This window comes from Enterobacter cloacae complex sp. P1B (genome assembly GCF_014982345.1).
GTDB classification, from domain to species: domain Bacteria; phylum Pseudomonadota; class Gammaproteobacteria; order Enterobacterales; family Enterobacteriaceae; genus Enterobacter; species Enterobacter bugandensis.
This window is the reverse complement of the sequence record NZ_JADCLF010000013.1, coordinates 73,125-95,754: the sequence shown is the minus strand read 5'-3', so window position 1 is coordinate 95,754 and position 22,630 is coordinate 73,125. Positions and strand designations below refer to the sequence as shown.

The following is a 22,630-nucleotide window of genomic DNA, read 5'->3' as shown; positions in this document are numbered from 1 at the left end:
AGGTAATAAAAAAGGGCCGGAAGTCCGGCCCTTTCACGGGTAAACTACGGTTAAGAAAGATTATTTCTTGCCTTCAACCCATTTGCCATCGACAAAGAAGGCGGACCATCCGGTCGCTTTACCCTCTTTCTCTGCCGCAACGTACTGCTGCTTCGTTTTACGGCTAAAACGGACCACCGTCTTATTGCCTTCAGGATCCTGCTGTGGCGCATCGGCCAGATAACGCAGCTTCTCAGGCAGACGATCGCGGAAGCGATGCAGCTCTTCCACCAGCGGGGCGCGCGTTTCACGCGATTTCGGGAAGGTGTTGGCGGCCAGGAAGACACCTGCGGCACCATCACGCAGCACGAAGTATGCGTCGGATTTTTCACACGGCAATTCTGGCAGCGGAACCGGATCTTCCTTCGGCGGAGCAACCTCACCATTGCGCAGAATTTTGCGCGTGTTCTTACACTCGTCGTTGGTGCAGGCCATGTACTTACCGAAACGCCCCATTTTCAGGTGCATTTCAGAGCCACACTTCTCGCACTCCACAATCGGACCGTCATAGCCTTTGATGCGGAACTCACCCTCTTCGATCTCATACCCGTCGCACGTTGGGTTGTTACCACACACGTGCAGCTTACGTTTAGGATCGATCAGATAGCTGTCCATCGCCGTGCCGCATTTTTTGCAGCGGCGTTTCGCGCGCAGGGCGTTGGTTTCCGCATCATCACCTTCCAGCACGTTGAGAACTTCGTTCTCCGGCACCAGGTTGATGGTTGTTTTGCAGCGCTCTTTTGGTGGCAGCGCATAGCCTGAACAGCCAAGGAACACGCCCGTTGTCGCAGTACGGATCCCCATCTTGCGGCCGCAGGTCGGGCAGTCGATGCTGGTCAGAACCATCTGGTTAGGCAGCATGCCGCCCTCTTCAGGATCTTTCTCCGCTTTCTCAAGCTGGTTGGTAAAGTCGCTGAAGAAGCTATCGAGAACCTTCTTCCACTCCGCCTTGTGACTGGCCACTTCGTCGAGGCTGTCTTCCATCTGCGCGGTGAAGTCGTAGTTCATCAATTCGCGGAAGTTAGCTTCCAGACGGTCAGTGACAATCTCACCCATTTTTTCGGCATAGAAACGGCGGTTCTCTACGCGAACGTAACCGCGGTCCTGAATGGTCGAGATGATTGACGCGTAGGTTGACGGACGGCCAATCCCGCGTTTTTCCAGCTCTTTAACCAACGACGCTTCACTAAAGCGCGCAGGCGGCTTGGTGAAGTGCTGGGCCGGAACCAGGTCGACAAGCGACAACTCGTCGCCTTTGTTTACCGCAGGCAGCGTACGGTCTTCATCACCTTTACGCAGTGCAGGCATCACTTTCGTCCAGCCGTCGAAGCGCAGGATACGACCGCGTGCTTTCAAACGGAAATCGCCCGCACCGACGGTCAGCGTAGTGGAATCATATTTCGCTGGCGTCATCTGACACGCGACAAACTGACGCCAGATCAGCTGATACAGCTTCTGGGCGTCGGCTTCCATATCCTTCAGCGACTCGGCTAAAACAGAGACATCAGAGGGACGAATCGCTTCGTGCGCTTCCTGAGAATTCTCTTTGCTGGCGAACTGGTTGGCGCTTTCCGGCAGGTATTTTTTACCGAAGTTATCGCTGATGTAGCCGCGCACCATGTTCACCGCGTCCTGGCTCAGGTTCGTTGAGTCAGTACGCATGTAGGTGATGTAACCCGCTTCATACAAGCGCTGGGCCATCATCATGGTTTTCTTCACGCCGTAACCCAGACGGGTGCTCGCCGCCTGTTGCAGTGTGGACGTGATAAACGGCGCGCCAGGCTTGCTGCTGGTCGGCTTATCTTCGCGTTCCAGTACCTGATAGCGCGCTTTTTCCAGCAGCGCCACGGCGGCCATGGTCTGATCGCGGTTTTCAGGACGGAAAGGCTTATCGTTGTGATGGCTTACCTGCAGCGGCAGCGCATCACCGCCCGGGGTGGTGACATTGGCGTCAACTTCCCAGAACTCTTCCGGCACGAAGGCTTTAATTTCGCGTTCACGCTCAACGACAAGACGCACGGCTACAGACTGCACGCGTCCTGCAGACAGGCCGCGGGCAATCTTTTTCCACAGCAGTGGAGAAACCATGTAGCCCACAACGCGGTCCATAAACCGACGCGCCTGCTGGGCGTTCACACGGTCGATATTCAGCTCGCCCGGCTTCTCAAACGCCTGACGAATCGCATTCTTTGTAATTTCGTTAAACACTACGCGGCTGTAGCGTTTGTCATCCCCTCCGATCACTTCCCGCAGGTGCCAAGCAATGGCTTCCCCTTCGCGGTCAAGGTCGGTTGCGAGATAGATGTGGTCTGCTTTTTCAGCCAGCTGCTTCAGCTCGTTAACGACTTTTTCTTTCCCGGGCAGCACTTCATATTGTGCATCCCAGTTGTGCCATGGGTTAACACCCATGCGGTTGACAAGCGCGCTACGTTCATCCTTTTTAGGCTTTTTAGCCCCTTTGGTGGAGGTAGAGTCTGCGCTCTTTTTGCTGGCTGAGCCACTGGTCGGCAAATCGCGGATGTGACCAACGCTGGACTTAACCACGTAGTCATTACCCAGATACTTATTGATCGTTTTGGCTTTTGCCGGGGACTCAACGATGACGAGAGCTTTACCCATATTCACCTTTACCTAATTTAATTCTTCCAGGAATACGCCGCACGTTGATTTCCCTTCCGCTGACGACGAGCCAATGATATTGCGACTGCGTCAGGGGATATCAACCCCTATGTCTTACCGAACGTCAGAATGGCGACATCCAGGTCATTGAGTTTTCGGGTATTTTTCTCACATCTCGTATAATTCGTGACGAATTCCCGGTCGAATGTCAAGCAATTCTGTTGCCAGAATGACGAAAGCGCACACTCTACCTGATAAAATTCGTTACGCAACTTTATTAGCATGCAAAAGCAAATCCCGCCAACCTGCCCTCTGCATCTTATCCCCTCACATTACAGGGAAAATTTGCCCCCAAAGCGCCCCCGGCGTAGACTATTGTCACTGTTTAAGGAGTGGATTATGCAGAATACGACCCAACCCATTGACCGAGCCTCTCTGCTTATCGAAGCAAACAAGCTTATTCGTGACCATGAAGATACGCTGGCAGGCATAGAAGCCACCGGCGTTGAGCAACGTAATGGCGTGCTGGTTTTCAGCGGCGAATACTTCCTTGACGAGCAGGGGTTACCGACCCCGAAAAGCACTGCCGTGTTTAATATGTTTAAATACCTGGCGCATACGCTTTCAGAGAAATATCACCTGGTCGATTAATGCAAAACGCGAGGCATATGCCTCGCGTTTTTGTTTACAGCAGCGGTTTTTGTCCGCGCTGTAGCCAGCGAAGCAGCAGGCGGTCCGCGCTTTCCGCCGCAATGTTGGTAAAGCGGTCCATCAACCGTTTGCGCTGTGTAAAGCGCACGCCTACCAGTTCCCGGCCTTCCATCAGGTTGAGCAGCAGGTCATCACTGGTACCTACTTCATCCACAAGCCCTTTTTCCTGCGCCTGGATGCCGTACCAGTGCTCACCGGTCGCCACCTGTTCAATATCCAGCGTTGGGCGCATGCGATGTACGAAGTCTTTAAAGAGATGGTGAGTTTCATTCAGATCTTCACGGAATTTTTGGCGCCCCTCTTCCGTGTTTTCCCCCAGCAGCGTCAGGGTGCGTTTGTACTGACCCGCCGTGTGAAGTTCGATATCAATCTCTTTATTTTTCAGGAAGCGGTTAAAGTTAGGGATCTGAGCGACCACGCCAATGGAACCTATGATGGAAAACGGCGCCGCAACGATTTTGTCCGCCACGCAGGCCATCATATAGCCGCCGCTCGCCGCGACTTTATCTACCGCCACGGTAAGTGGGATCTGCTTCTCGCGCAGACGCTGCAGCTGTGAAGCGGCCAGCCCGTAACCGTGTACCACCCCGCCCGGGCTCTCAAGACGCACCACCACCTGATCCTGCGGCGTTGCCACGGCCAGAACCGCAGTCACCTCTTCGCGCAGCGAAGCGACTTCATGCGCATCCATGCTGCCTTTAAAATCGAGCACATAGACGCGGGGTTTTGCGTCGCCCTGCGGCGTCGCGAGCTTTGCCTTCGCCTTCGCGGCTTTGGCTTCCTGCTTGTGTTTTTTCTTCTGGGCTTTCAGCCACAGCTTCTGCTGATGGCTATCGAGCAGCGAGAGGGACATCTCTTCCTGCATCTCTTTATACTGCTCGCTCAGGCGGGTGATGCGTAACTCCCCACGCTGACGCTTGCGCTGCGTCAGGTTGACAATCAGAACGGCAACCACGGCAATGGCAATCACCACCGTCGCGATTTTGGCCAAAAACAACCCATATTGAGAAAGTAATTCCACGCGTTCCACCTTGATTTAACCACGAATCTTTTACGGCAGTGTACAACAGCCCTGCCCCTGCGTCTCGCCCGTGACATTACCTCTGCGAGCCGTCTTCAGGAATCCCCGCGCTGCGGTTTAAATATTTGCAAATTGTTAATTTTGCAGCAATGCGTCCTGTAGACTGATTGAATTCTCACGCTAATTCGGGCATAAAGCCGAAAAGTCATTATGAAGGCGTGATTGAGACACCGTGCGCCTGAGGAGTCACCGTGCATTATCAACCGCAAAAAAACCTGCTGCAGAACCGAATCATTCTTGTCACCGGCGCCAGCGATGGTATTGGTCGCGAAGCGGCCCTGACGTACGCTGAATATGGCGCAAGCGTAATTCTGATTGGGCGCAACGAAGAAAAGCTCAAAGGGGTCGCTCAGGAAATTGAGGCCGCAGGCGGGACACCTGCCCCCTGGTACACGCTCGATTTGCTGACCTGCACCCCAGCGCTCTGCCAGGAGCTTGCTCACCGTATCAGTACCCACTACCCACGTCTTGACGGCGTACTACACAACGCTGGTTTGTTAGGTGAAGTGCGTCCAATGGATGAACAGGATCCTGAAATCTGGCAGCAGGTGATGCAGGTTAACGTTAACGGTACTTTTTTCCTCACGCAGGCCTTGCTTCCTTTATTACTCAAATCCGAGTCTGGATCTCTGGTCTTCACCTCTTCCAGCGTAGGCCGCGAGGGACGCGCAAACTGGGGGGCTTATGCTGTCTCAAAATTCGCGACCGAGGGCATGATGCAGGTGCTGGCGGATGAGTATCAGAGCCGCCATCTGCGCGTAAACTGCATTAATCCGGGGGGTACGCGCACCAGCATGCGCGCCAGCGCGTTCCCGACGGAAGATCCGCTGAAGCTGAAAACCCCGGCAGACATTATGCCACTCTATCTCTGGCTGATGGGCGACGACAGCCGCCGCAAAACCGGAATGACCTTTGATGCCCAGCCGGGCCGCAAACCGGGAATTTCGCAATGAGTGAAGAACGTCATCAGCAGCGACAGCAGCGTCTGAAGGAACAGGTTGACGCGCGCGTCGCGGCAGCCCAGGACGAGCGAGGGATCGTCATCGTTTTTACCGGCAATGGTAAAGGCAAAACTACTGCCGCGTTTGGCACCGCTACGCGCGCCGTCGGCCACGGGCAAAAAGTGGGGGTCATCCAGTTTATCAAAGGGGAATGGCCCAACGGTGAGCGTAATTTGCTTGAACCTCACGGCGTTGAGTTTCAGGTGATGGCTACCGGGTTTACGTGGGATACGCAGAACCGGGAAACCGATACCGCAGCCTGCCTTGCCGTGTGGAAGCACGCAAAAAGGATGCTGGCTGACCCGACATTAAATATGGTGCTGCTGGATGAGATCACCTATATGGTCGCCTACGACTACCTGCCGCTGGAGGAGGTGCTGGATGCACTGAAGAACCGCCCTGCGCACCAGACGGTTATCGTTACAGGCCGTGGGTGTCATCGTGAGATTATGGAGCTGGCAGATACCGTCAGCGAGCTGCGTCCGGTCAAGCATGCGTTTGATGCAGGCATCAAAGCACAAATTGGCATTGATTACTAAAGAAAAAGCCCGGTGAGTTCACCGGGCTTTTTCAATTAACCGTTGTTATTCCGGCTGCCAGAGCGACGATTGCTGTTCACCTGGCTGTGGCGTTTCACCGCACGACGGATCTGATTCGCCTTCATACGACGACGATCTTTCTCCACCGCCACTTTAGAGGTGGTTTCCGGCGTCAGGCCAACCAGCTCGCGCAGGTAGTTAGTCTGGGTAAGATCCAGCTCGGTATAACCACCGCGTGGCAGACCTTTCGGCAGCAGAATGTCGCCGTAGCGAACGCGGATCAGGCGGCTAACCTGCACGCCTACCGCTTCCCACAGACGACGCACCTCGCGGTTACGGCCTTCGGTCAGGGTCACGTTGTACCACTGGTTAATCCCTTCACCACCGGTAAATTTGATGGTTTTGAACGCCGCAGGGCCGTCTTCCAGCTGCACGCCACGCGACAGATCGCGCAGTTTATTTTCATCGACCTGGCCGAAGACGCGAACGGCGTATTCACGCTCAACTTCACGGCTTGGGTGCATGAGGCGGTTTGCCAGTTCACCATCGGTGGTGAACAGCAGCAGACCGCAGGTGTTCACGTCCAGACGACCCACCGCAATCCAGCGGGCGCCGCGCAGTTTTGGCAGACGGTCAAACACCGTTGGACGACCTTCCGGGTCGTTGCGCGTACACAGCTCGCCTTCCGGCTTGTAATACGCCAGCACGCGGCAGATCTGTTCCGCGGACTCTTTCACGGAGATAAGATGACCGTCAATGCGGATCTTGAGCCCCGGTACGATTTCTACGCGGTCACCCAGCGTGGCGATTTTACCGTCCACACTCACGCGGCCCGCTTCTATAATGGCTTCGATTTCACGGCGTGAGCCGTGGCCGGCACGCGCCAGCACTTTCTGTAACTTCTCGCTCATTGAGCTTCCTCAGGTGTCGCCTTCACAGGCGTCGAATCAGGTCAAAAGCAGAGCCGAGCCCTGCTTTGATGGCCGCGTAGTATATCTGCTTACACCTTTACAAGAAAGGCTTAACATCGCCCACGCCTTCACGAATGACTTCTGGCGCATCTTCGGTGAGATCTACCACGGTGGTTGGCTGCTGGCCGAGATAGCCGCCGTGAATAATCAGCTCGACCACCTTCTCCAGACGATCCTTGATCTCTTCCGGATCGGACTCGGTAAACTCGCTGCCCGGCAGCATCAGCGAGGTAGAGAGCATCGGTTCGCCGAGAGTTTCCAGCAGCGCCTGGGCAATCGGGTTCGACGGCACGCGCATGCCGATAGTCTTACGCTTTTCCTGCAGCAGGCGACGCGGCACCTCCTTCGTCCCTTTCAGAATGAAGGTGTAGTTACCCGGCGTATTGTTCTTGATCAGGCGAAACGCCACGTTGTCGACATAGGCATAGGTCGAGAGCTCAGAGAGATCGCGGCACATCAGGGTAAAGTTATGGCCGTCCGGCAGCTGACGAATACGGCAAATGCGTTCCATCGCTCCTTTATCTTCAATTTTACAGCCCAGCGCGTAGCCGGAATCGGTCGGGTAGACTATCACGCCGCCTTTGCGGACGATCTCCACGGCCTGGTTAATCAGACGTGGCTGCGGATTGTCCGGATGGATATAGAAAAACTGACTCATACTTCCCTCTCTTCAATTTGCTGCGGCTGCTCCCAGAGCTGCCAGACCGGATCAACGCCAGCGGGTAGCCAGAGCTTGCGTCCCAGTTCGATCCACGCGCAGGGCTGGTGGAAATCAGAGCCCTGTGACCCTAGCAGGCCAAACTGGCGGGCGTAAGTCGCGAGCTGCGCGCGCTCGTTGGGCGCCTGCTGACATTGGGCGACTTCCATCGCCTCGCCACCACATTCGGCAAAGTGCGCCAGCAGCCGTTTCAGCCATTTAGCAGAAAGATTATACCGCCCCGGATGGGCCAGCACGGCCTTACCGCCAGAATGATGAATGACATCAATAGCTTGTTTTATTGTACACCACTGTGGTGGAACGTATCCGGTTTTCCCGCGCGCCAGATACTTTTTAAAGACATCCGCCATGGTCGTCGCTTTGCCCGCTTCAACCAGAAAGCGGGCGAAATGACCGCGGGTGACCGCCCCGCCGTTCGCCAGCTTTTGCGCACCTTCCAGCGCGCCCGGAATATGCGCCTTCTCCAGACGCTCGCCGATCATCTCCGCGCGCTGGTTGCGGCACGTTTTTTGTTCTTGCAAAAAGGCAAGAAGTGCCGGATGTTCTATATCAATGTTCAGGCCAACGATATGAATCTCATGGTTTTCCCAGACGGTAGAGATCTCGACGCCGGGCACCAGATTCAGCGCCAGCCCGCTGCGGGCAATCTCGGCGCGCGCTGCCGGAATGGCGTCGGTGGTATCGTGATCGGTTATCGCCAGCGTGCCGACGCGCATTTCAACCGCGCGATGAACCAGGGCTTCGGGTGTCAGCAGGCCATCAGAGGCCTGAGTATGGCTGTGTAAATCATAAATAATCGCGTAGGTGGTATCGCTCAAAGCACTTCCCATAACAGGTTGGAGACATCCGAAAACGCCATGATACCGACTTAACGTGAAATTCTGAAATCAAGGGTTGACAATACGCCATCGAACTAGTTAACTAGTACGCAAGTTCACACGAGAAAGGTATCTGAAAATGACAGCACATTTCACTCTGCACGGTTGGTGGCGCACTTCCTGATCTTCGGGCAGTGTCACGCATCTGCGAAATGCAAACAGATACCCGCCCGCTACCCAGCGGGCTTTTTTTTGAACAGAATAAATGAGAACCACAACATGCAAACAGCCAAACCTCATCTCGAACTGTTGACCTGCGAGGCGGTCTATCGCCACAACCCGACCGCGCTGTTTCATCAGGTGTGCGGCGCGCGTCCGGCGACGCTGCTGCTGGAGTCTGCGGATATCGACAGCAAGGACGATCTGAAAAGCCTGCTGCTGGTCGACAGCGCGCTGCGCATTACCGCGTTAGGTGACACCGTCACCATTAAGGCGCTCTCTGATAATGGCGCATCGCTGCTGACGCTGCTGGATGCGGCTCTGCCCGCGGGCATCGAAAATGAACGTCACCCGGACCTGCGAATTCTGCATTTCCCGCCGGTAAGCCAGCTGCTGGACGAAGACGCGCGCCTCTGCTCGCTGTCCGTGTTCGATGCCTTCCGCCTGCTGCAAAACCTGGTCACCGTGCCGGAAAATGAGCGCGAAGCAATGTTCTTCGGCGGGCTGTTTGCATACGACCTGGTCGCCGGTTTTGAAGATTTGCCGGAAACCGAGCAGGGCAACCGCTGCCCGGACTACTGTTTCTACCTGGCCGAAACCCTGCTGGTGATCGACCACCAGAAAAAATATACCCGCATCCAGGCAAGCCTGTTCACGCCGTCTGTGTCTGAGAAAAACCGCCTTGAGCATCGCATCGCTCAGCTCCAGCAGCAGATGACGGAAGCGCCGCCTGCGCTGCCGGTACAGCACGTGGAAAAAATGACATGCGACGTTAACCAGACCGACGATCAATACGGGGCCGTGGTTCGCCAGATGCAAAAGGCTATTCGCGCCGGGGAGATTTTCCAGGTTGTGCCGTCCCGCCGTTTCTCGCTGCCCTGCCCGTCACCGCTGGCGGCTTACGACGTGCTGAAGAAAAGCAACCCGAGCCCCTATATGTTCTTTATGCAGGACAATGATTTCACGCTGTTCGGCGCCTCACCGGAAAGCTCGCTGAAGTACGACGCCACCAGCCGTCAGATTGAGATCTACCCGATTGCGGGCACCCGTCCGCGTGGCCGTCGTGCCGATGGCTCGCTGGACCGTGATCTGGACAGCCGCATCGAACTGGAAATGCGAACCGACCACAAGGAGCTCTCCGAACACCTGATGCTGGTTGACCTGGCGCGTAACGACCTGGCGCGCATTTGCACCCCGGGCAGCCGCTACGTGGCAGACCTGACCAAAGTTGACCGTTACTCCTTCGTGATGCACCTGGTCTCCCGCGTGGTGGGTGAACTGCGCAGCGACCTCGACGTGCTGCACGCCTACCGCGCCTGCATGAATATGGGCACCCTGAGCGGCGCGCCGAAGGTGCGCGCCATGCAGCTTATCGCCGAAGCGGAAGGACGTCGGCGCGGGAGCTACGGCGGCGCGGTGGGTTACTTCACCGCCCACGGCGACCTTGATACCTGCATCGTGATCCGCTCCGCCTACGTCGAAGACGGTATAGCTACCGTTCAGGCCGGGGCCGGGATTGTTCTTGACTCTGTTCCGCAGTCTGAAGCTGACGAAACCCGCAGTAAAGCACGCGCGGTATTGCGCGCCATCGCTACCGCACACCACGCACAGGAGATTTTCTGATGGCTGACATTCTGCTGCTCGATAACATCGACTCCTTTACCTACAACCTGGCAGATCAGCTGCGTGCGAATGGTCACAACGTCGTTATCTACCGCAACCACGTTCCGGCTCAGACCCTGATTGACCGTCTGGCGACCATGCAAAACCCGGTGCTGATGCTCTCCCCGGGGCCGGGCGCGCCGAGCGAAGCGGGCTGTATGCCCGAACTGCTGACCCGCATGCGCGGCAAGCTGCCGATTATCGGTATCTGCCTTGGTCACCAGGCAATCGTGGAAGCCTACGGCGGTTACGTCGGCCAGGCGGGCGAGATCCTGCACGGTAAAGCCTCCAGCATTGAACATGACGGCCAGGCAATGTTTGCCGGGCTGCCGAATCCGCTCCCGGTCGCGCGCTATCATTCGCTGGTCGGCAGCAACATTCCGGCCGGGCTGACCATCAACGCCTCGTTTGAAGGGATGGTGATGGCGGTACGCCACGATGCGGATCGCGTCTGCGGGATGCAGTTCCACCCGGAATCTATTTTGACCTCCAATGGCGCCCGCCTGCTGGAGCAGACCCTTGACTGGGCGTTACAGAAGCTGGAGCAGACCAACACCCTGCAGCCGATTCTGGAAAAACTGTATCAGGCCCAGACCCTGAGCCAACAGGAGAGCCACCAACTTTTTTCCGCCGTCGTGCGCGGCGAGCTGAAGCCCGAGCAGCTGGCGGCGGCGCTGGTGAGCATGAAAGTGCGCGGCGAAAGCCCGCAGGAGATCGCCGGTGCGGCAACCGCGCTGCTGGAAAATGCCGCTCCGTTCCCGCGCCCGGACTATCAGTTTGCGGATATCGTCGGGACCGGTGGCGACGGCAGCAACAGCATCAATATTTCGACCGCCAGCGCCTTTGTGGCGGCGGCCTGCGGCCTGAAGGTGGCCAAGCACGGTAACCGCAGCGTCTCCAGCCGTTCAGGCTCGTCCGATCTGCTGGCCGCGTTTGGCATCAATCTGGAGATGAATGCCGAGCGTTCGCGTGAAGCGCTGGACGATTTGGGCGTTTGCTTCCTGTTTGCGCCGAAATATCACACCGGTTTCCGCCACGCGATGCCGGTTCGCCAGCAGCTTAAAACCCGCACGCTGTTTAACGTGCTCGGCCCGCTGATCAACCCGGCCCATCCGCCGCTGGCCTTAATTGGTGTTTACAGTCCTGAGCTGGTCCTGCCGATTGCCGAGACGCTGCGCGTGCTGGGTTACAAACGCGCCGCCGTGGTGCACAGCGGCGGAATGGATGAAGTTTCGCTGCATGCGCCGACGCTGGTGGCCGAGCTTAACGATGGTGAAGTACTCAGCTATCAGCTTGAGGCGTCTGATTTCGGCTTAACGCCGTACCATCAGGAAGCGCTGGCAGGCGGTACGCCGGAAGAAAACCGTGACATTCTGACGCGCTTACTACAAGGTAAAGGTGAGGCCGCTCATGAGGCCGCCGTGGCTGCCAACGTCGCCATGCTGATGCGTTTGCACGGTGAGGAAGACCTGAAGGCCAATGCTCAAAAAGTTCTGGATGTACTGCGCTCCGGTGCAGCTTACGATCGCGTTACCGCACTTGCGGCAAGAGGGTAAAGAATGCAGACCGTTTTAGCGAAAATCGTTGCCGATAAGGCCATCTGGGTGGAAGCACGCAAAGCAGAGCAGCCGCTTGCCAGTTTCCAGAATGACGTCGTCCCAAGCAGCCGTCGTTTCTATGACGCCCTGCAGGGTGCACGTACCGCCTTTATTCTGGAGTGCAAAAAGGCCTCTCCCTCAAAAGGCGTTATTCGTGACGATTTCGACCCGGCGCGTATCGCCGGTATTTATAAGCATCATGCGTCGGCAATCTCCGTGCTGACGGATGAGAAATATTTCCAGGGCAGCTTCGATTTTCTGCCGATCGTCAGCGGCATCGCACCGCAGCCGATCCTGTGCAAAGACTTTATTATCGACCCGTATCAGATCTGGCTGGCGCGTTTCTACCAGGCCGATGCCTGCCTGCTGATGCTCTCGGTACTGGATGACGAACAGTATCGCCAGCTTGCTGCCGTGGCGCACAGCCTGAACATGGGCGTGCTGACCGAAGTGAGTAACGAAGAAGAGCTCGAGCGCGCCATCGCGCTGGAAGCCAAAGTGGTCGGCATCAACAACCGCGATCTTCGCGACTTGTCGATTGACCTGAACCGCACCCGCCAGCTGGCGCCACGTCTGGGTGCGGGCGTCACGGTGATCAGCGAGTCCGGCATTAACAGCTACGCCCAGGTGCGCGAGCTGAGCCACTTCGCCAACGGTTTCCTGATTGGCTCCGCCATGATGGAACATGACGACCTCAATGCGGCGGTGCGTCGCGTGCTGCTGGGTGAAAACAAAGTCTGCGGCCTAACCCGCGAACAGGATGCGCTGGCCGCGTATGAGGCTGGAGCAATCTATGGCGGTTTAATATTCGTCGACACCTCTCCTCGGGCAGTCAATGAGGAACAGGCCCGCAAGGTAATCGCGGCGGCCCCACTGAGCTATGTTGGCGTGTTCCGCAATGCGGATGTCGCGGACGTTGTGGCAAAAGCCGACGCGTTATCCCTGAGTGCCGTTCAGCTCCATGGCGATGAAGATCAGGCGTATATCAATGCCCTGCGCGACGCGCTGGCACCGCAGGTTCAAATCTGGAAAGCACAAAGCGTGGGCACCACCCTGCCCGCACGTAATCTTCACCACGTTGACAAATACGTGCTCGACAACGGCCAGGGCGGCACCGGACAACGTTTTGACTGGTCGCTGCTGAACGGCGAAAAGCTGGACAACGTCCTGCTGGCGGGCGGGCTAAGCCCGGATAACTGTGTGGAAGCCGCGAAAACCGGCTGCGCAGGCCTCGATTTCAATTCAGGCGTAGAGTCGCAACCAGGTATCAAAGATGCCAGCAAGCTGGCCTCGGTGTTTAAAACTCTGCGTGCATATTAAGGAAGAGAAGATGACGACATTACTTAACCCGTATTTTGGTGAATTCGGCGGGATGTACGTTCCGCAAATCCTGATGCCCGCGCTGCGCCAGCTGGAAGAAGCGTTCGTGAGCGCGCAGAAAGATCCGGCGTTTCAGGCGGAGTTTACCGACCTGCTGAAAAACTACGCCGGGCGTCCAACCGCGCTGACCAAATGCCGCAACCTGACCGAAGGCACCAAAACCACGCTGTATCTTAAGCGTGAAGACCTGCTGCACGGCGGCGCGCATAAAACTAACCAGGTGCTGGGCCAGGCGCTGCTCGCGAAGCGTATGGGTAAAACCGAAATCATCGCCGAAACCGGCGCGGGCCAGCACGGCGTGGCTTCTGCGCTCGCCAGCGCCCTGCTCGGCCTGAAGTGCCGCATCTATATGGGTGCTAAAGACGTTGAGCGTCAGTCGCCGAACGTGTTCCGTATGCGCCTGATGGGTGCGGAAGTGATCCCGGTGCACAGCGGTTCTGCGACGCTGAAAGATGCCTGTAACGAAGCGCTGCGCGACTGGTCCGGCAGCTACGAAACCGCGCACTATATGCTCGGCACCGCGGCAGGTCCTCACCCGTTCCCGACCATCGTGCGCGAATTCCAGCGCATGATCGGTGAAGAGACCAAAGCGCAGATCCTTGAAAAAGAGGGTCGCCTGCCGGATGCAGTCATTGCCTGCGTCGGTGGCGGGTCTAACGCCATCGGCATGTTTGCCGATTTTATCGACGAAACCCGCGTAGGGCTGATTGGCGTCGAGCCTGCCGGTCATGGGATTGAAACCGGCGAGCACGGCGCGCCGCTGAAGCATGGCCGTGTGGGGATCTACTTCGGCATGAAAGCCCCGATGATGCAGACCGATGAAGGGCAGATTGAAGAGTCTTACTCAATTTCTGCCGGACTGGACTTCCCGTCCGTTGGGCCACAGCACGCGTTCCTGAACAGCACGGGGCGCGCGGACTATGTCTCCATTACCGATGACGAAGCGCTGGAAGCCTTCAAAACGCTGTGCCGCAGCGAAGGGATCATCCCGGCGCTGGAGTCTTCTCACGCGCTGGCGCACGCGCTGAAAATGATGAAAGAGAACCCGGAAAAAGAGCAACTGCTGGTGGTGAACCTTTCCGGTCGCGGTGACAAAGATATCTTCACCGTTCACGATATTTTGAAAGCACGAGGGGAAATCTGATGGAACGCTACGATAACGTATTTGCTGAACTGAAATCCCGCCAGGAAGGCGCGTTCGTCCCCTTCGTTACGCTGGGCGACCCCGGCCCTGAGCAGTCTCTGAAGATTATCGACGCCCTGATTGAAGCCGGCGCCGACGCGCTGGAGCTGGGTATTCCGTTCTCCGATCCGCTGGCGGATGGCCCGACCATCCAGAACGCCACCCTGCGCGCCTTTGCGGCAGGCGTGACCCCAACCCAATGCTTTGAAATGCTGGCGGCGATCCGCCAGAAGCACCCGACCATTCCGATTGGTCTGCTGATGTACGCCAACCTGGTGTTCAACCGTGGTGTTGACGAGTTCTATGCAGAATGCGCGCGCGTGGGTGTCGACTCGGTCCTGGTAGCAGACGTGCCCGTGGAAGAGTCCGCGCCGTTCCGCCAGGCTGCGATGCGTCACAATGTCGCCCCTATTTTCATCTGTCCGCCAAACGCCGATGATGAACTGCTGCGCCAGATAGCCTCTTACGGACGCGGGTATACCTATCTGCTTTCCCGCGCGGGCGTGACTGGCGCCGAAAATAAAGCTGCACTGCCGCTGCATCATCTGGTGGAAAAGCTGGCCGAGTACCATGCCGCGCCGCCGCTGCAGGGCTTCGGGATCTCCTCTCCGGATCAGGTCACCGCGGCGATTGACGCGAAGGCGGCGGGTGCCATCTCCGGCTCCGCGATTGTGAAGATCATCGAGAAGAACGTGGACAAGCCCGAGCAGATGCTGAGCGAATTGAAAGCGTTCGTGACCGCAATGAAAGCAGCGACGCGTAAAGCATAATCCCTCCACCGTCTGGCAACCCTGCCAGACGGTTACTCCTCCTTCTCCATCCTCTCCAAAGGATTACGTCAAAATTGATCCCGTCGATATTTTCGGTGTGAATAGCTTTTCAAACTTTCGCGTAAGCGTATGATCTGGACTCTTTTTAGCACTAATCCTTCTGAGTTCAGAGGCTTATTCATGTCATGGCAATCCTTCAAACAGACTTACCTGGTTAAGTTCTGGTCACCTGTTCCGGCCGTCATCGCGGCAGGCATTCTCTCTACTTATTATTTCGGCATTACCGGCACCTTCTGGGCCGTCACCGGTGAATTCACCCGCTGGGGTGGGCAACTGCTGCAGCTCGCAGGCGTGCACACCGAAGAGTGGGGATACTTCAAACTTATTCACCTGGACGGCACCCCGCTTACCCGCATCGACGGAATGATGATTATCGGCATGTTCGGCGGCTGTTTCGCTGCGGCGCTGTGGGCAAACAACGTTAAGCTGCGCATGCCCAAAAGCCGCGTTCGCATCATGCAGGCGGTAGTCGGGGGTATGATTGCCGGGTTTGGCGCCCGCCTGGCGATGGGCTGTAATCTGGCCGCGTTCTTTACGGGGATTCCGCAGTTCTCCCTTCATGCCTGGTTTTTTGCCGTAGCCACGGCGATTGGCTCTTACTTCGGAGCAAAATTCACCCTTCTGCCGCTGTTCCGCATTCCGGTGAAAATGACAAAAGTCAGCGCGGCGTCCCCGCTAACCCAAAAACCGGAGCAGGCAAAGCGCCGTTTCCGCCTGGGTATGCTGGTCTTTTTTGCTATGATCGCATGGGCCATTTGCACGGCGATGAATCAGCCGAAGCTTGGCCTGGCGATGTTGTTCGGCGTCGGCTTTGGCCTGCTGATCGAACGCGCGCAGATCTGCTTTACCTCTGCGTTTCGCGATATGTGGATCACCGGAAGGACGATGATGGCGAAGGCAATCATTGCCGGCATGGCGGTGAGCGCTATCGGCATTTTCAGCTATGTTCAGCTCGGTGTTGAACCGAAGATCATGTGGGCTGGCCCGAACGCGGTGATTGGCGGTCTGCTGTTTGGCTTCGGGATTGTGCTGGCGGGCGGGTGTGAAACCGGCTGGATGTACCGCGCGGTTGAAGGACAGGTGCACTACTGGTGGGTCGGGCTTGGGAATGTCCTTGGATCCACACTCCTCGCATACTTCTGGGACGACGTGTCCCCGGTGCTTGCCACAAACTGGGACAAGGTTAACCTGCTGAGCGCTTTCGGCCCTCTCGGCGGCCTGCTGGTGACTTATGCCCTGCTGCTGGTCGCTTTTTTACTGGTTGTCGCGCAGGAGAAACGCTTCTTCCGCCGTGCCGTCGTCAAAACTGAAACGCAGGAGAACGCTGCATGAAAGAGATCGTCCCCGACTATCGTCTGGATATGATCGGTGAACCCTGCCCGTATCCGGCGGTTGCCACGCTTGAGGCACTGCCGCAGCTGGAAAAAGGTGAAATTCTGGAGGTGGTGAGCGATTGTCCGCAATCCATCAACAACATTCCGCTGGATGCAAAAAACCACGGTTATACGGTGCTGGATATCCAGCAGGACGGGCCAACCATTCGCTATCTGATTCAAAAATGATCGCTAAGGGCCTCGCAAGGGGCCTTTATCGTATTGAATTATAAGCCATGTTGATCCACGGCAAAAACGCGATTTTTGACTTAAGTAAAATCTCATTTCCCTTTTGAAGGAGGTTTTCGCGGTTTGATGTATTTACGAGCTTTATTGGTTTTCGCCTTATTGATTCCCTTCCACGCGCTGTCCCTGAATTTTTCTTCGACCTTCCTGCGCCTTAATTGCCCGGAAAGAGGACTTGTCGACGTTATTCTGCACGTCTATGACCATACTCAGGAACGATGGCGCGGTCATTTTGAAACCGGCGCGGGTCATAAACGTGTGGGTGATACCGAAATTATCCCGTTTGCCAACGGTGATATTCTCTTCCATTCCCTGTCCAGCGACGCTTTCAGCTATTTATATGATGGGGAAAAGATCCTGAGGCACTGCGTAAAGCTTGACGAGCGGCCGGTTTATCCGTCGTTTTGAAGCGAGCAAAGCAAACTGGCCACCCTGTGGCCAGTTTGACGGGGATCAGAAACGATAACCCGCAGAGAACATGAACACCCACGGATCCAGACGCGTATTGATGCTTTGCTGCTCGCCGCCCGCCTTGAAGCGTACGTCCGTATCAATATCCATATACCAGACCGAGGCGTTGATCAGCCAGTCGCGGTTAATCAGATAGTCCAGACCAACCTGCCCAGCCATACCCCACGAGTCTTTCAGGCTGAGATCGGAGAGTCCTGCTTCTTTACCGGTATCGTTGAATTTCTCATCGAAGAAGGTGGTGTAGTTCACACCCGCGCCAATATATGGACGCACCTTGCTGCTGGCATCGCCAAAGTACCATTGCGCCATCAGCGTTGGCGGTAAATGGTGAACCGTGGCGATATCACCGGTCGCACCAAGACCGACACGGTGACGGAACGGGGTTGCCGCCAAAAGCTCAACCCCAACGTTATCCGTCGCCATCCAGGTGAATGTTAAACCTAACTGGGTGTTGTTACTGACGTTAAAACCGCCCATCCCCAGCACGTTATCCGATCCTTCAGTTGGGCGAACCGTAGCCGAACCGGCACGAATAAAGAATTCGCCTGCTTCATGCGCATACGCGCCGCCAGAGAGACTGCTTAATACAAGGGCTGCCACCGCTAATTTTTTCATATCCGCTCCATCGTTGTGGTTTTAATCGCGGATGAGAATATACTCACAAAAGAGTAATAAGTGATCTGCCACAGATCACATTAAAACCAGTAAGTTAACATTCATTGATCTGGGTTAATTTTTTGTGGCGCTTTGAAAAGCAATAAGTTGTTTCTATGTCAATTTTTGGCATTTCACAGTTACAAAATTTTCTCTTTTCCCCCTCTTGCTCTTCCTCTGTCGGCTGGATAATTTATCGCTCTCACAAGTTGATTTGATGCGTTCTTTTTTGCAGGTGTGCTATGAGTGAAGTTAACCCGTGCATGACGTGCGGAGCCTGTTGTGCGTATTTTCGAGTCTCTTTCTACTGGGCTGAAGCCAGCGATGGCGGCGGTACCGTTCCGGTTCATCTTACTGAGCCGTTAACCCCCTTTCTGAGCTGCATGAGCGGCACCAATCAAAAGCAGGCCCGCTGCGCGGCCTTACAAGGGGAGCCCGGGGTTTCGACCCGGTGCGCAATCTATGAGGATCGCCCCAGCCCGTGCCGGGAATTTGCCATGTCGGGGGAAGATGGGCAGGTCAACGAAGCCTGTAATCGCGCCCGCGCGCGCTTTGGATTACCGCCGCTTTACAAAGATATGCTTTTCCATACAAGCCTTGATGCTGCCACAGCAGGTTCATCCGGTGTACAATTGCCGGCTAATTAACACCTGCAATACTCAAGGAGAGTGCATGTCTATCACGGCGAAGTCTGTCTACCGTGACACGGGAAATTTTTTCCGCAATCAGTTCATTACCTTTTTACTGATCGCGTTGCTTTGCGCCTTTATCACTGTGGTGCTGGGTCATGCGTTCTCACCGAGTGAAGAACAGATTGCCAGCCTGAGCCAGGGCGACCATCTTGCAGGAAGCGTGGGGCTATTTGAACTGGTGCAAAACATGACGCCAGAGCAGCAACAAATTCTGCTGCGGGCGTCTGCCGCATCCACGTTTTCTGGCCTGATTGGTAACGCCATTCTGGCGGGCGGCGTTTTGCTGATGATCCAACTGGTGTCGGCGGGCCACCGGGTCAGCGCCTTGCGGGCGATAGGCGCCAGCGCGCCGGTCTTACCTAAGCTGTTTATCCTGATCTTTTTAACCACCATGCTGGTGCAGATGGGAATTATGCTGGTTGTGGTGCCGGGCGTGTTACTGGCTATTGTGCTTGCTTTTGCCCCAGTAATGGTCGTGCAGGATAAAATGGGAATTTTTACCGCGATGCGCAGCAGCATCCGACTCGCATGGGCTAATATGCGTCTGGTGGCTCCCGCAGTCATTGCCTGGCTGCTGGCAAAAACGCTCCTGCTTCTGTTTGCTCCGAATTTTGCGGTATTAACCCCGAACGTCGGCGCGGTGGTCGCGAATACACTGAGCAACCTGATTTCAGCGGTGCTGCTTGTCTATCTGTTCCGCCTGTATATGTTAATTCGTCAGTAACCCTGATGCCGGGTGCATGACAGGGCCCGGCTCAACAAAGAAGATGGAATCACAGAATGAAGCAGTTTCTTGATTTTTTACCGCTGGTGGTCTTTTTCGCGTTTTACAAACTGTATGACATTTATGCTGCCACCACGGCGCTGATTATTGCGACAGCGGTTGTGCTGATCTACAGCTGGGTGCGCTACCGTAAAGTTGAAAAAATGGCGCTGGTGACGTTTGTCCTGGTCGCCGTATTCGGTGGGCTAACCCTCTTCTTCCACAATGATGAATTTATCAAGTGGAAAGTGACGGTGATCTACGCGCTGTTTGCGGGTGCGCTGCTCATCAGCCAGTGGGTGATGAAAAAGCCGCTGATCCAGCGCATGCTCGGCAAAGAGTTGACGCTGCCTCAGGAGGTCTGGTCGCGCCTGAATATCGCCTGGGCCGTGTTCTTTATTCTTTGCGGTCTTGCCAATATCTATATCGCTTTCTGGCTGCCACAGAATATCTGGGTCAACTTTAAGGTCTTCGGCCTGACGGCCCTGACGCTGATATTCACCCTGCTAAGCGGCATTTATATCTATCGCCACATGCCGCAGGACGACAAGCACTGATTGCTGACTGACCAGAACGTGTTCGACAGGCGTTCTGGTCTATTCTCTCCGCTGTGAAATCATAGTAGCATCCCGCCTGAAGTCTTCCGTTATGAGTTAAAACAATGACAACAAATAACGCCCCTCAGGGCGAACTAGTTTTACGCACACTGGCAATGCCCGCTGACACCAATGCCAATGGCGATATTTTTGGCGGCTGGCTGATGTCGCAGATGGATATGGGCGGCGCAATTCTGGCAAAAGAGATTGCTCACGGACGCGTGGTGACCGTGCGGGTGGATGGAATGACCTTCCTGCGCCCGGTTGCGGTAGGTGATGTGGTTTGCTGTTACGCCCGCTGCGTAAAGCGCGGCAATACATCCATCTCCATCAACATTGAAGTCTGGGTGAAGAAAGTCTCTTCTGAACCGATTGGACAGCGCTATAAAGCAACTGAAGCGCTGTTTATTTATGTCGCTGTCGATAGCGACGGTAAACCTCGTCAGCTTCCGCCAGCCTGAATGGCAGGCAAAAAAAAGCCTCCTTTCGGAGGCTTTTCTTATTCCATCTGCGCCCCGCCATTCAGGCGGAAAACAATGTTCACGATAAGTCCGCTTCCCGGTTTACCGGGTTCGTAGCGCCATCTGCGCATCGCCGACTTCACTTCGCGCTCAAACATATTTGAAGGTTGCGCAGACAAGATTTCCACGTTATCCACGCGGCCATCCGCAGTGACGTCAAATTTCACCCGTACGCGACCTTCAATACGTAAGGCCTGAGCCCGCGCCGGATATTGAGGCTGATTACGGCTCAACGCACGTGGGCCCGCTGGTGCGGCAACCGTCGGCTTCGCCGCCGGTGCGCTGTTATTCATGACCGGACGCGAAGGCGCTGTATTCTCGACCGGCTGGGTCGCGCGCGGTTCAATCGGGCGTTCTTCACGTTTCGGACGCTCCTCGACCTTCTTCACCGGCTTTGGCTTCGGCTTAGGTTTTGGCTTCGGTTCAGGTTTGTGGATCACCACCGGTGCCTCCTTCGGTGGCTCCGGTACAGGCTCGGGTTCCGGTTCAGGCTCAGCAACCGGCTGTGGCGGTGGTGGCGCAACCTGCGGCGGTTCGAGATCCGCTGGCGAGACCATGGTTACCGAGATCGGCTGGGCGGGTGCGGGCATTTCAATAACCTGATGAACCGAGGTGTAGAGCAAACCCGCCACGACGGCACCGTGAATCACGACGGACAACAGCGTCGGCCAGGGAAAGCGGCGAGGTAAATCAAGGGTCATCGAAGTCATAATCATCAACGTTAAAAAACCGGACCCTGATTTTAAATGCAAATAGCAATCATATTCAATAAGACACTTTGTTCTGGCGCAATTTAAGCGCAGGAGTGGTCAAAAAAAGGACATCCAGATCGGGGTATTAACGTTGTTTTTATCTTTACATTGCAGTCAATTGCCCTTTCACATAACGTAACTGACACTTTATAACGCTTAAGGAGCTTCACCGTGCTTTACGTGATTTACTCTGAAGATGTCGCTGATTCCCTCGAAAAACGTCTCTCTGTTCGCCCAGCCCATCTGGCTCGCCTGCAGCTGCTCCAGGACGAAGGCCGTTTGCTGACCGCGGGTCCAATGCCTGCTGTTGACAGCAATGACCCGGGAGCCGCCGGTTTTTCTGGCTCCACGGTTATTGCTGAGTTTGAGTCTCTTGAAGCGGCGCAGGCCTGGGCTGACGCAGACCCATACGTTGCGGCGGGTGTGTATGCAAAAGTGACGGTGCGACCGTATAAGAAAGTGTTCTGAGGTAAAAAGGCTCCCGCAGGAGCCTTTTTTCACATCAATGTAGTGACGCTAACCGCGCCGCAAACCCGACAAACAGCAGCCCTATCAGCCCGTTCCCCAGCTTTGCCAGTTTCTTTTTGGTTTTCAGATAACGCGTAACAAACGCCCCAGAGAAGATCAGGAAGCTCATGTACATAAAGCTAATCAGCTCAAGCGTGGTAGCGAGGATCAGGAAAGAGGTCCCGGTATTTTGCGCATTCACGTCTATAAACTGTACAAAGAACGAAACGTAGAACAGAATCGCTTTTGGATTGGTCAGGCTCAGGACGAGGGAGCGTTTCATGATCGTGCTGGCAGGCTCGGTTCCGCTCTCTTGAGTATTATTCTGACGTGTGATCACCGACCAGAGCATTTTTCCGCCCAACCACAGCAGATAGAAAGCCCCGAGATAGCGCACGATATTAAAGAGCACGGGGGTCGTCTGGATCAATGCCGCAACACCCGCCCAGGCCAGGAACATCAATACCGCATCACCGATAAACACGCCGGTCGCGGCAAGATACCCTTTTTTCACACCGTGACCGATCCCCGTTTTCAGCACAAACAGGGTGTTTGGCCCGGGAACCAGCACGATAAAAAATGCGCCAACAACATACGTCCAGAAATTCAGTACACCAAACTCCGCAAACACCTCTCCCTCCTTTTGCTAAAAATAACCGGAATATCGCCGCAATAACGATATTCGC

Annotated in this window: 25 protein-coding genes and 1 other annotated feature; of the genes, 16 read left to right on the top strand and 9 right to left on the bottom strand. The window is 55.7% G+C overall.

Features of this window, described 5'->3' with window-relative positions; all coding sequences use genetic code 11:
* Positions 1 to 60: 60 nt before the first annotated feature.
* Positions 61 to 2,658, bottom strand: a complete 2,598-nt coding sequence (gene topA / locus INF77_RS13290) for a type I DNA topoisomerase (RefSeq protein ID WP_041909639.1) — start codon at positions 2,656 to 2,658, stop codon at positions 61 to 63.
* A 399-nt stretch (positions 2,659 to 3,057) separates the two neighbouring features.
* On the opposite strand from topA, the gene INF77_RS13285 reads away from it, so the two are divergent.
* Positions 3,058 to 3,309, top strand: coding sequence for a YciN family protein (locus tag INF77_RS13285; protein ID WP_003856804.1), 252 nt, complete (start codon positions 3,058 to 3,060; stop codon positions 3,307 to 3,309).
* A 34-nt stretch (positions 3,310 to 3,343) separates the two neighbouring features.
* Here INF77_RS13285 and sohB read toward each other — a convergent pair whose 3' ends face one another.
* Positions 3,344 to 4,390, bottom strand: coding sequence for a protease SohB (gene sohB, locus INF77_RS13280; protein ID WP_193532753.1), 1,047 nt, complete (start codon positions 4,388 to 4,390; stop codon positions 3,344 to 3,346).
* A gap of 251 nt (positions 4,391 to 4,641) precedes the next feature.
* On the opposite strand from sohB, the gene INF77_RS13275 reads away from it, so the two are divergent.
* Both INF77_RS13275 and cobO read left to right on the top strand, forming a co-directional pair.
* Positions 4,642 to 5,403, top strand: coding sequence for a YciK family oxidoreductase (locus INF77_RS13275; protein ID WP_028013406.1), 762 nt, complete (start codon positions 4,642 to 4,644; stop codon positions 5,401 to 5,403).
* Positions 5,400 to 5,990, top strand: a complete 591-nt coding sequence (gene cobO / locus INF77_RS13270) for a cob(I)yrinic acid a,c-diamide adenosyltransferase (RefSeq protein ID WP_193532754.1) — start codon at positions 5,400 to 5,402, stop codon at positions 5,988 to 5,990. The genes INF77_RS13275 and cobO overlap by 4 nt, the downstream gene beginning before the upstream one ends.
* 35 nt (positions 5,991 to 6,025) lie before the next feature.
* Here the strand turns inward: cobO and rluB are convergent, their stop codons facing one another.
* From rluB to rnm, 3 genes are all read right to left on the bottom strand, one after another.
* Positions 6,026 to 6,901, bottom strand: coding sequence for a 23S rRNA pseudouridine(2605) synthase RluB (rluB, locus tag INF77_RS13265; RefSeq protein ID WP_028013408.1), 876 nt, complete (start codon positions 6,899 to 6,901; stop codon positions 6,026 to 6,028).
* Between the two features lie 97 nt (positions 6,902 to 6,998).
* A complete protein-coding gene (locus INF77_RS13260; protein ID WP_003856793.1) occupies positions 6,999 to 7,619 on the bottom strand; it encodes an L-threonylcarbamoyladenylate synthase in 621 nt (206 codons plus the stop codon).
* Positions 7,616 to 8,497, bottom strand: a complete 882-nt coding sequence (rnm, locus tag INF77_RS13255; RefSeq protein ID WP_193532755.1) for an RNase AM — start codon at positions 8,495 to 8,497, stop codon at positions 7,616 to 7,618. The genes INF77_RS13260 and rnm overlap by 4 nt, the downstream gene beginning before the upstream one ends.
* A gap of 139 nt (positions 8,498 to 8,636) precedes the next feature.
* On the opposite strand from rnm, the gene trpL reads away from it, so the two are divergent.
* From trpL to yedF, 8 genes are all read left to right on the top strand, one after another.
* Positions 8,637 to 8,681 carry a trp operon leader peptide gene (gene trpL / locus INF77_RS23475; RefSeq protein WP_106993556.1) on the top strand — a complete coding sequence of 15 codons (45 nt, stop codon included), beginning with the start codon at positions 8,637 to 8,639 and terminating at the stop codon, positions 8,679 to 8,681.
* Positions 8,658 to 8,751, top strand: a sequence feature (Trp leader region). It overlaps the preceding gene by 24 nt.
* A 25-nt stretch (positions 8,752 to 8,776) precedes the next feature.
* Positions 8,777 to 10,339, top strand: a complete 1,563-nt coding sequence (locus INF77_RS13245) for an anthranilate synthase component 1 (RefSeq protein WP_193532756.1) — start codon at positions 8,777 to 8,779, stop codon at positions 10,337 to 10,339.
* Positions 10,339 to 11,934 (top strand): bifunctional anthranilate synthase glutamate amidotransferase component TrpG/anthranilate phosphoribosyltransferase TrpD, encoded by a 1,596-nt coding sequence (trpD, locus tag INF77_RS13240; protein ID WP_028013411.1) that lies wholly within the window; start codon positions 10,339 to 10,341, stop codon positions 11,932 to 11,934. Before INF77_RS13245 ends, trpD begins: the two co-directional genes overlap by 1 nt.
* A 3-nt stretch (positions 11,935 to 11,937) precedes the next feature.
* Positions 11,938 to 13,296, top strand: coding sequence for a bifunctional indole-3-glycerol-phosphate synthase TrpC/phosphoribosylanthranilate isomerase TrpF (gene trpCF, locus INF77_RS13235; RefSeq protein ID WP_048956175.1), 1,359 nt, complete (start codon positions 11,938 to 11,940; stop codon positions 13,294 to 13,296).
* A gap of 10 nt (positions 13,297 to 13,306) precedes the next feature.
* On the top strand, positions 13,307 to 14,500 hold the full coding sequence (gene trpB, locus INF77_RS13230) for a tryptophan synthase subunit beta (protein WP_028013413.1): 1,194 nt from the start codon (positions 13,307 to 13,309) through the stop codon (positions 14,498 to 14,500).
* A complete protein-coding gene (trpA, locus tag INF77_RS13225) occupies positions 14,500 to 15,309 on the top strand; it encodes a tryptophan synthase subunit alpha (RefSeq protein WP_063437440.1) in 810 nt (269 codons plus the stop codon). Before trpB ends, trpA begins: the two co-directional genes overlap by 1 nt.
* 180 nt (positions 15,310 to 15,489) lie before the next feature.
* A complete protein-coding gene (gene yedE, locus INF77_RS13220) occupies positions 15,490 to 16,701 on the top strand; it encodes a selenium metabolism membrane protein YedE/FdhT (RefSeq protein ID WP_048960531.1) in 1,212 nt (403 codons plus the stop codon).
* A complete protein-coding gene (yedF, locus tag INF77_RS13215) occupies positions 16,698 to 16,931 on the top strand; it encodes a sulfurtransferase-like selenium metabolism protein YedF (protein WP_088205590.1) in 234 nt (77 codons plus the stop codon). Before yedE ends, yedF begins: the two co-directional genes overlap by 4 nt.
* 156 nt (positions 16,932 to 17,087) lie before the next feature.
* Here yedF and INF77_RS13210 read toward each other — a convergent pair whose 3' ends face one another.
* Both INF77_RS13210 and ompW read right to left on the bottom strand, forming a co-directional pair.
* Entirely contained in the window at positions 17,088 to 17,297 is a 210-nt protein-coding gene (locus INF77_RS13210; protein WP_028013416.1) for a hypothetical protein, read from the bottom strand.
* Positions 17,298 to 17,441: 144 nt separating this feature from the next.
* Positions 17,442 to 18,074, bottom strand: coding sequence for an outer membrane protein OmpW (ompW, locus tag INF77_RS13205; RefSeq protein WP_045260668.1), 633 nt, complete (start codon positions 18,072 to 18,074; stop codon positions 17,442 to 17,444).
* A 281-nt stretch (positions 18,075 to 18,355) separates the two neighbouring features.
* Between ompW and INF77_RS13200 the strand changes: the two genes are divergently transcribed.
* The 4 genes from INF77_RS13200 to yciA all read left to right on the top strand — a co-directional run bounded on the left by INF77_RS13200 (position 18,356) and on the right by yciA (position 20,625).
* Positions 18,356 to 18,760 (top strand): YkgJ family cysteine cluster protein, encoded by a 405-nt coding sequence (locus INF77_RS13200; RefSeq protein WP_193532757.1) that lies wholly within the window; start codon positions 18,356 to 18,358, stop codon positions 18,758 to 18,760.
* Between the two features lie 25 nt (positions 18,761 to 18,785).
* Positions 18,786 to 19,529, top strand: a complete 744-nt coding sequence (locus INF77_RS13195; RefSeq protein WP_045630546.1) for a YciC family protein — start codon at positions 18,786 to 18,788, stop codon at positions 19,527 to 19,529.
* 56 nt (positions 19,530 to 19,585) lie between these two features.
* Positions 19,586 to 20,125 carry a septation protein A gene (locus INF77_RS13190; RefSeq protein ID WP_028013419.1) on the top strand — a complete coding sequence of 180 codons (540 nt, stop codon included), beginning with the start codon at positions 19,586 to 19,588 and terminating at the stop codon, positions 20,123 to 20,125.
* 104 nt (positions 20,126 to 20,229) lie between these two features.
* Positions 20,230 to 20,625 (top strand): acyl-CoA thioester hydrolase YciA, encoded by a 396-nt coding sequence (gene yciA / locus INF77_RS13185; RefSeq protein WP_041909616.1) that lies wholly within the window; start codon positions 20,230 to 20,232, stop codon positions 20,623 to 20,625.
* Between the two features lie 38 nt (positions 20,626 to 20,663).
* On the opposite strand, the gene tonB is transcribed toward yciA, so the two are convergent.
* Positions 20,664 to 21,386 (bottom strand): TonB system transport protein TonB, encoded by a 723-nt coding sequence (tonB, locus tag INF77_RS13180; protein ID WP_193532760.1) that lies wholly within the window; start codon positions 21,384 to 21,386, stop codon positions 20,664 to 20,666.
* A gap of 222 nt (positions 21,387 to 21,608) precedes the next feature.
* Here tonB and INF77_RS13175 point away from each other — a divergent pair, with 222 nt between their 5' ends.
* Positions 21,609 to 21,905, top strand: a complete 297-nt coding sequence (locus INF77_RS13175; protein ID WP_045260670.1) for a YciI family protein — start codon at positions 21,609 to 21,611, stop codon at positions 21,903 to 21,905.
* Between the two features lie 34 nt (positions 21,906 to 21,939).
* Here INF77_RS13175 and leuE read toward each other — a convergent pair whose 3' ends face one another.
* A complete protein-coding gene (gene leuE / locus INF77_RS13170; RefSeq protein WP_048999271.1) occupies positions 21,940 to 22,575 on the bottom strand; it encodes a leucine efflux protein LeuE in 636 nt (211 codons plus the stop codon).
* Positions 22,576 to 22,630: the final 55 nt, after the last annotated feature.

Bases quoted from the DNA above. Each gene is read 5' to 3' on its own strand.
- tonB (WP_193532760.1), bottom strand. From the start codon at position 21,386: ATGACCCTTGATTTACCTCGCCGCTTTCCCTGGCCGACGCTGTTGTCC.
- INF77_RS13285 (WP_003856804.1), top strand. From the start codon at position 3,058: ATGCAGAATACGACCCAACCCATTGACCGAGCCTCTCTGCTTATCGAA.
- trpCF (WP_048956175.1), top strand. From the start codon at position 11,938: ATGCAGACCGTTTTAGCGAAAATCGTTGCCGATAAGGCCATCTGGGTG.
- INF77_RS13190 (WP_028013419.1), top strand. From the start codon at position 19,586: ATGAAGCAGTTTCTTGATTTTTTACCGCTGGTGGTCTTTTTCGCGTTT.
- topA (WP_041909639.1), bottom strand. From the start codon at position 2,658: ATGGGTAAAGCTCTCGTCATCGTTGAGTCCCCGGCAAAAGCCAAAACG.
- trpD (WP_028013411.1), top strand. From the start codon at position 10,339: ATGGCTGACATTCTGCTGCTCGATAACATCGACTCCTTTACCTACAAC.
- yedF (WP_088205590.1), top strand. From the start codon at position 16,698: ATGAAAGAGATCGTCCCCGACTATCGTCTGGATATGATCGGTGAACCC.
- INF77_RS13245 (WP_193532756.1), top strand. From the start codon at position 8,777: ATGCAAACAGCCAAACCTCATCTCGAACTGTTGACCTGCGAGGCGGTC.
- trpA (WP_063437440.1), top strand. From the start codon at position 14,500: ATGGAACGCTACGATAACGTATTTGCTGAACTGAAATCCCGCCAGGAA.
- INF77_RS13260 (WP_003856793.1), bottom strand. From the start codon at position 7,619: ATGAGTCAGTTTTTCTATATCCATCCGGACAATCCGCAGCCACGTCTG.
- yciA (WP_041909616.1), top strand. From the start codon at position 20,230: ATGACAACAAATAACGCCCCTCAGGGCGAACTAGTTTTACGCACACTG.
- trpB (WP_028013413.1), top strand. From the start codon at position 13,307: ATGACGACATTACTTAACCCGTATTTTGGTGAATTCGGCGGGATGTAC.
- cobO (WP_193532754.1), top strand. From the start codon at position 5,400: ATGAGTGAAGAACGTCATCAGCAGCGACAGCAGCGTCTGAAGGAACAG.
- yedE (WP_048960531.1), top strand. From the start codon at position 15,490: ATGTCATGGCAATCCTTCAAACAGACTTACCTGGTTAAGTTCTGGTCA.
- INF77_RS13210 (WP_028013416.1), bottom strand. From the start codon at position 17,297: ATGGAAGAGAATATCACCGTTGGCAAACGGGATAATTTCGGTATCACC.
- rluB (WP_028013408.1), bottom strand. From the start codon at position 6,901: ATGAGCGAGAAGTTACAGAAAGTGCTGGCGCGTGCCGGCCACGGCTCA.
- INF77_RS13195 (WP_045630546.1), top strand. From the start codon at position 18,786: ATGTCTATCACGGCGAAGTCTGTCTACCGTGACACGGGAAATTTTTTC.
- ompW (WP_045260668.1), bottom strand. From the start codon at position 18,074: ATGAAAAAATTAGCGGTGGCAGCCCTTGTATTAAGCAGTCTCTCTGGC.
- INF77_RS13200 (WP_193532757.1), top strand. From the start codon at position 18,356: ATGAGTGAAGTTAACCCGTGCATGACGTGCGGAGCCTGTTGTGCGTAT.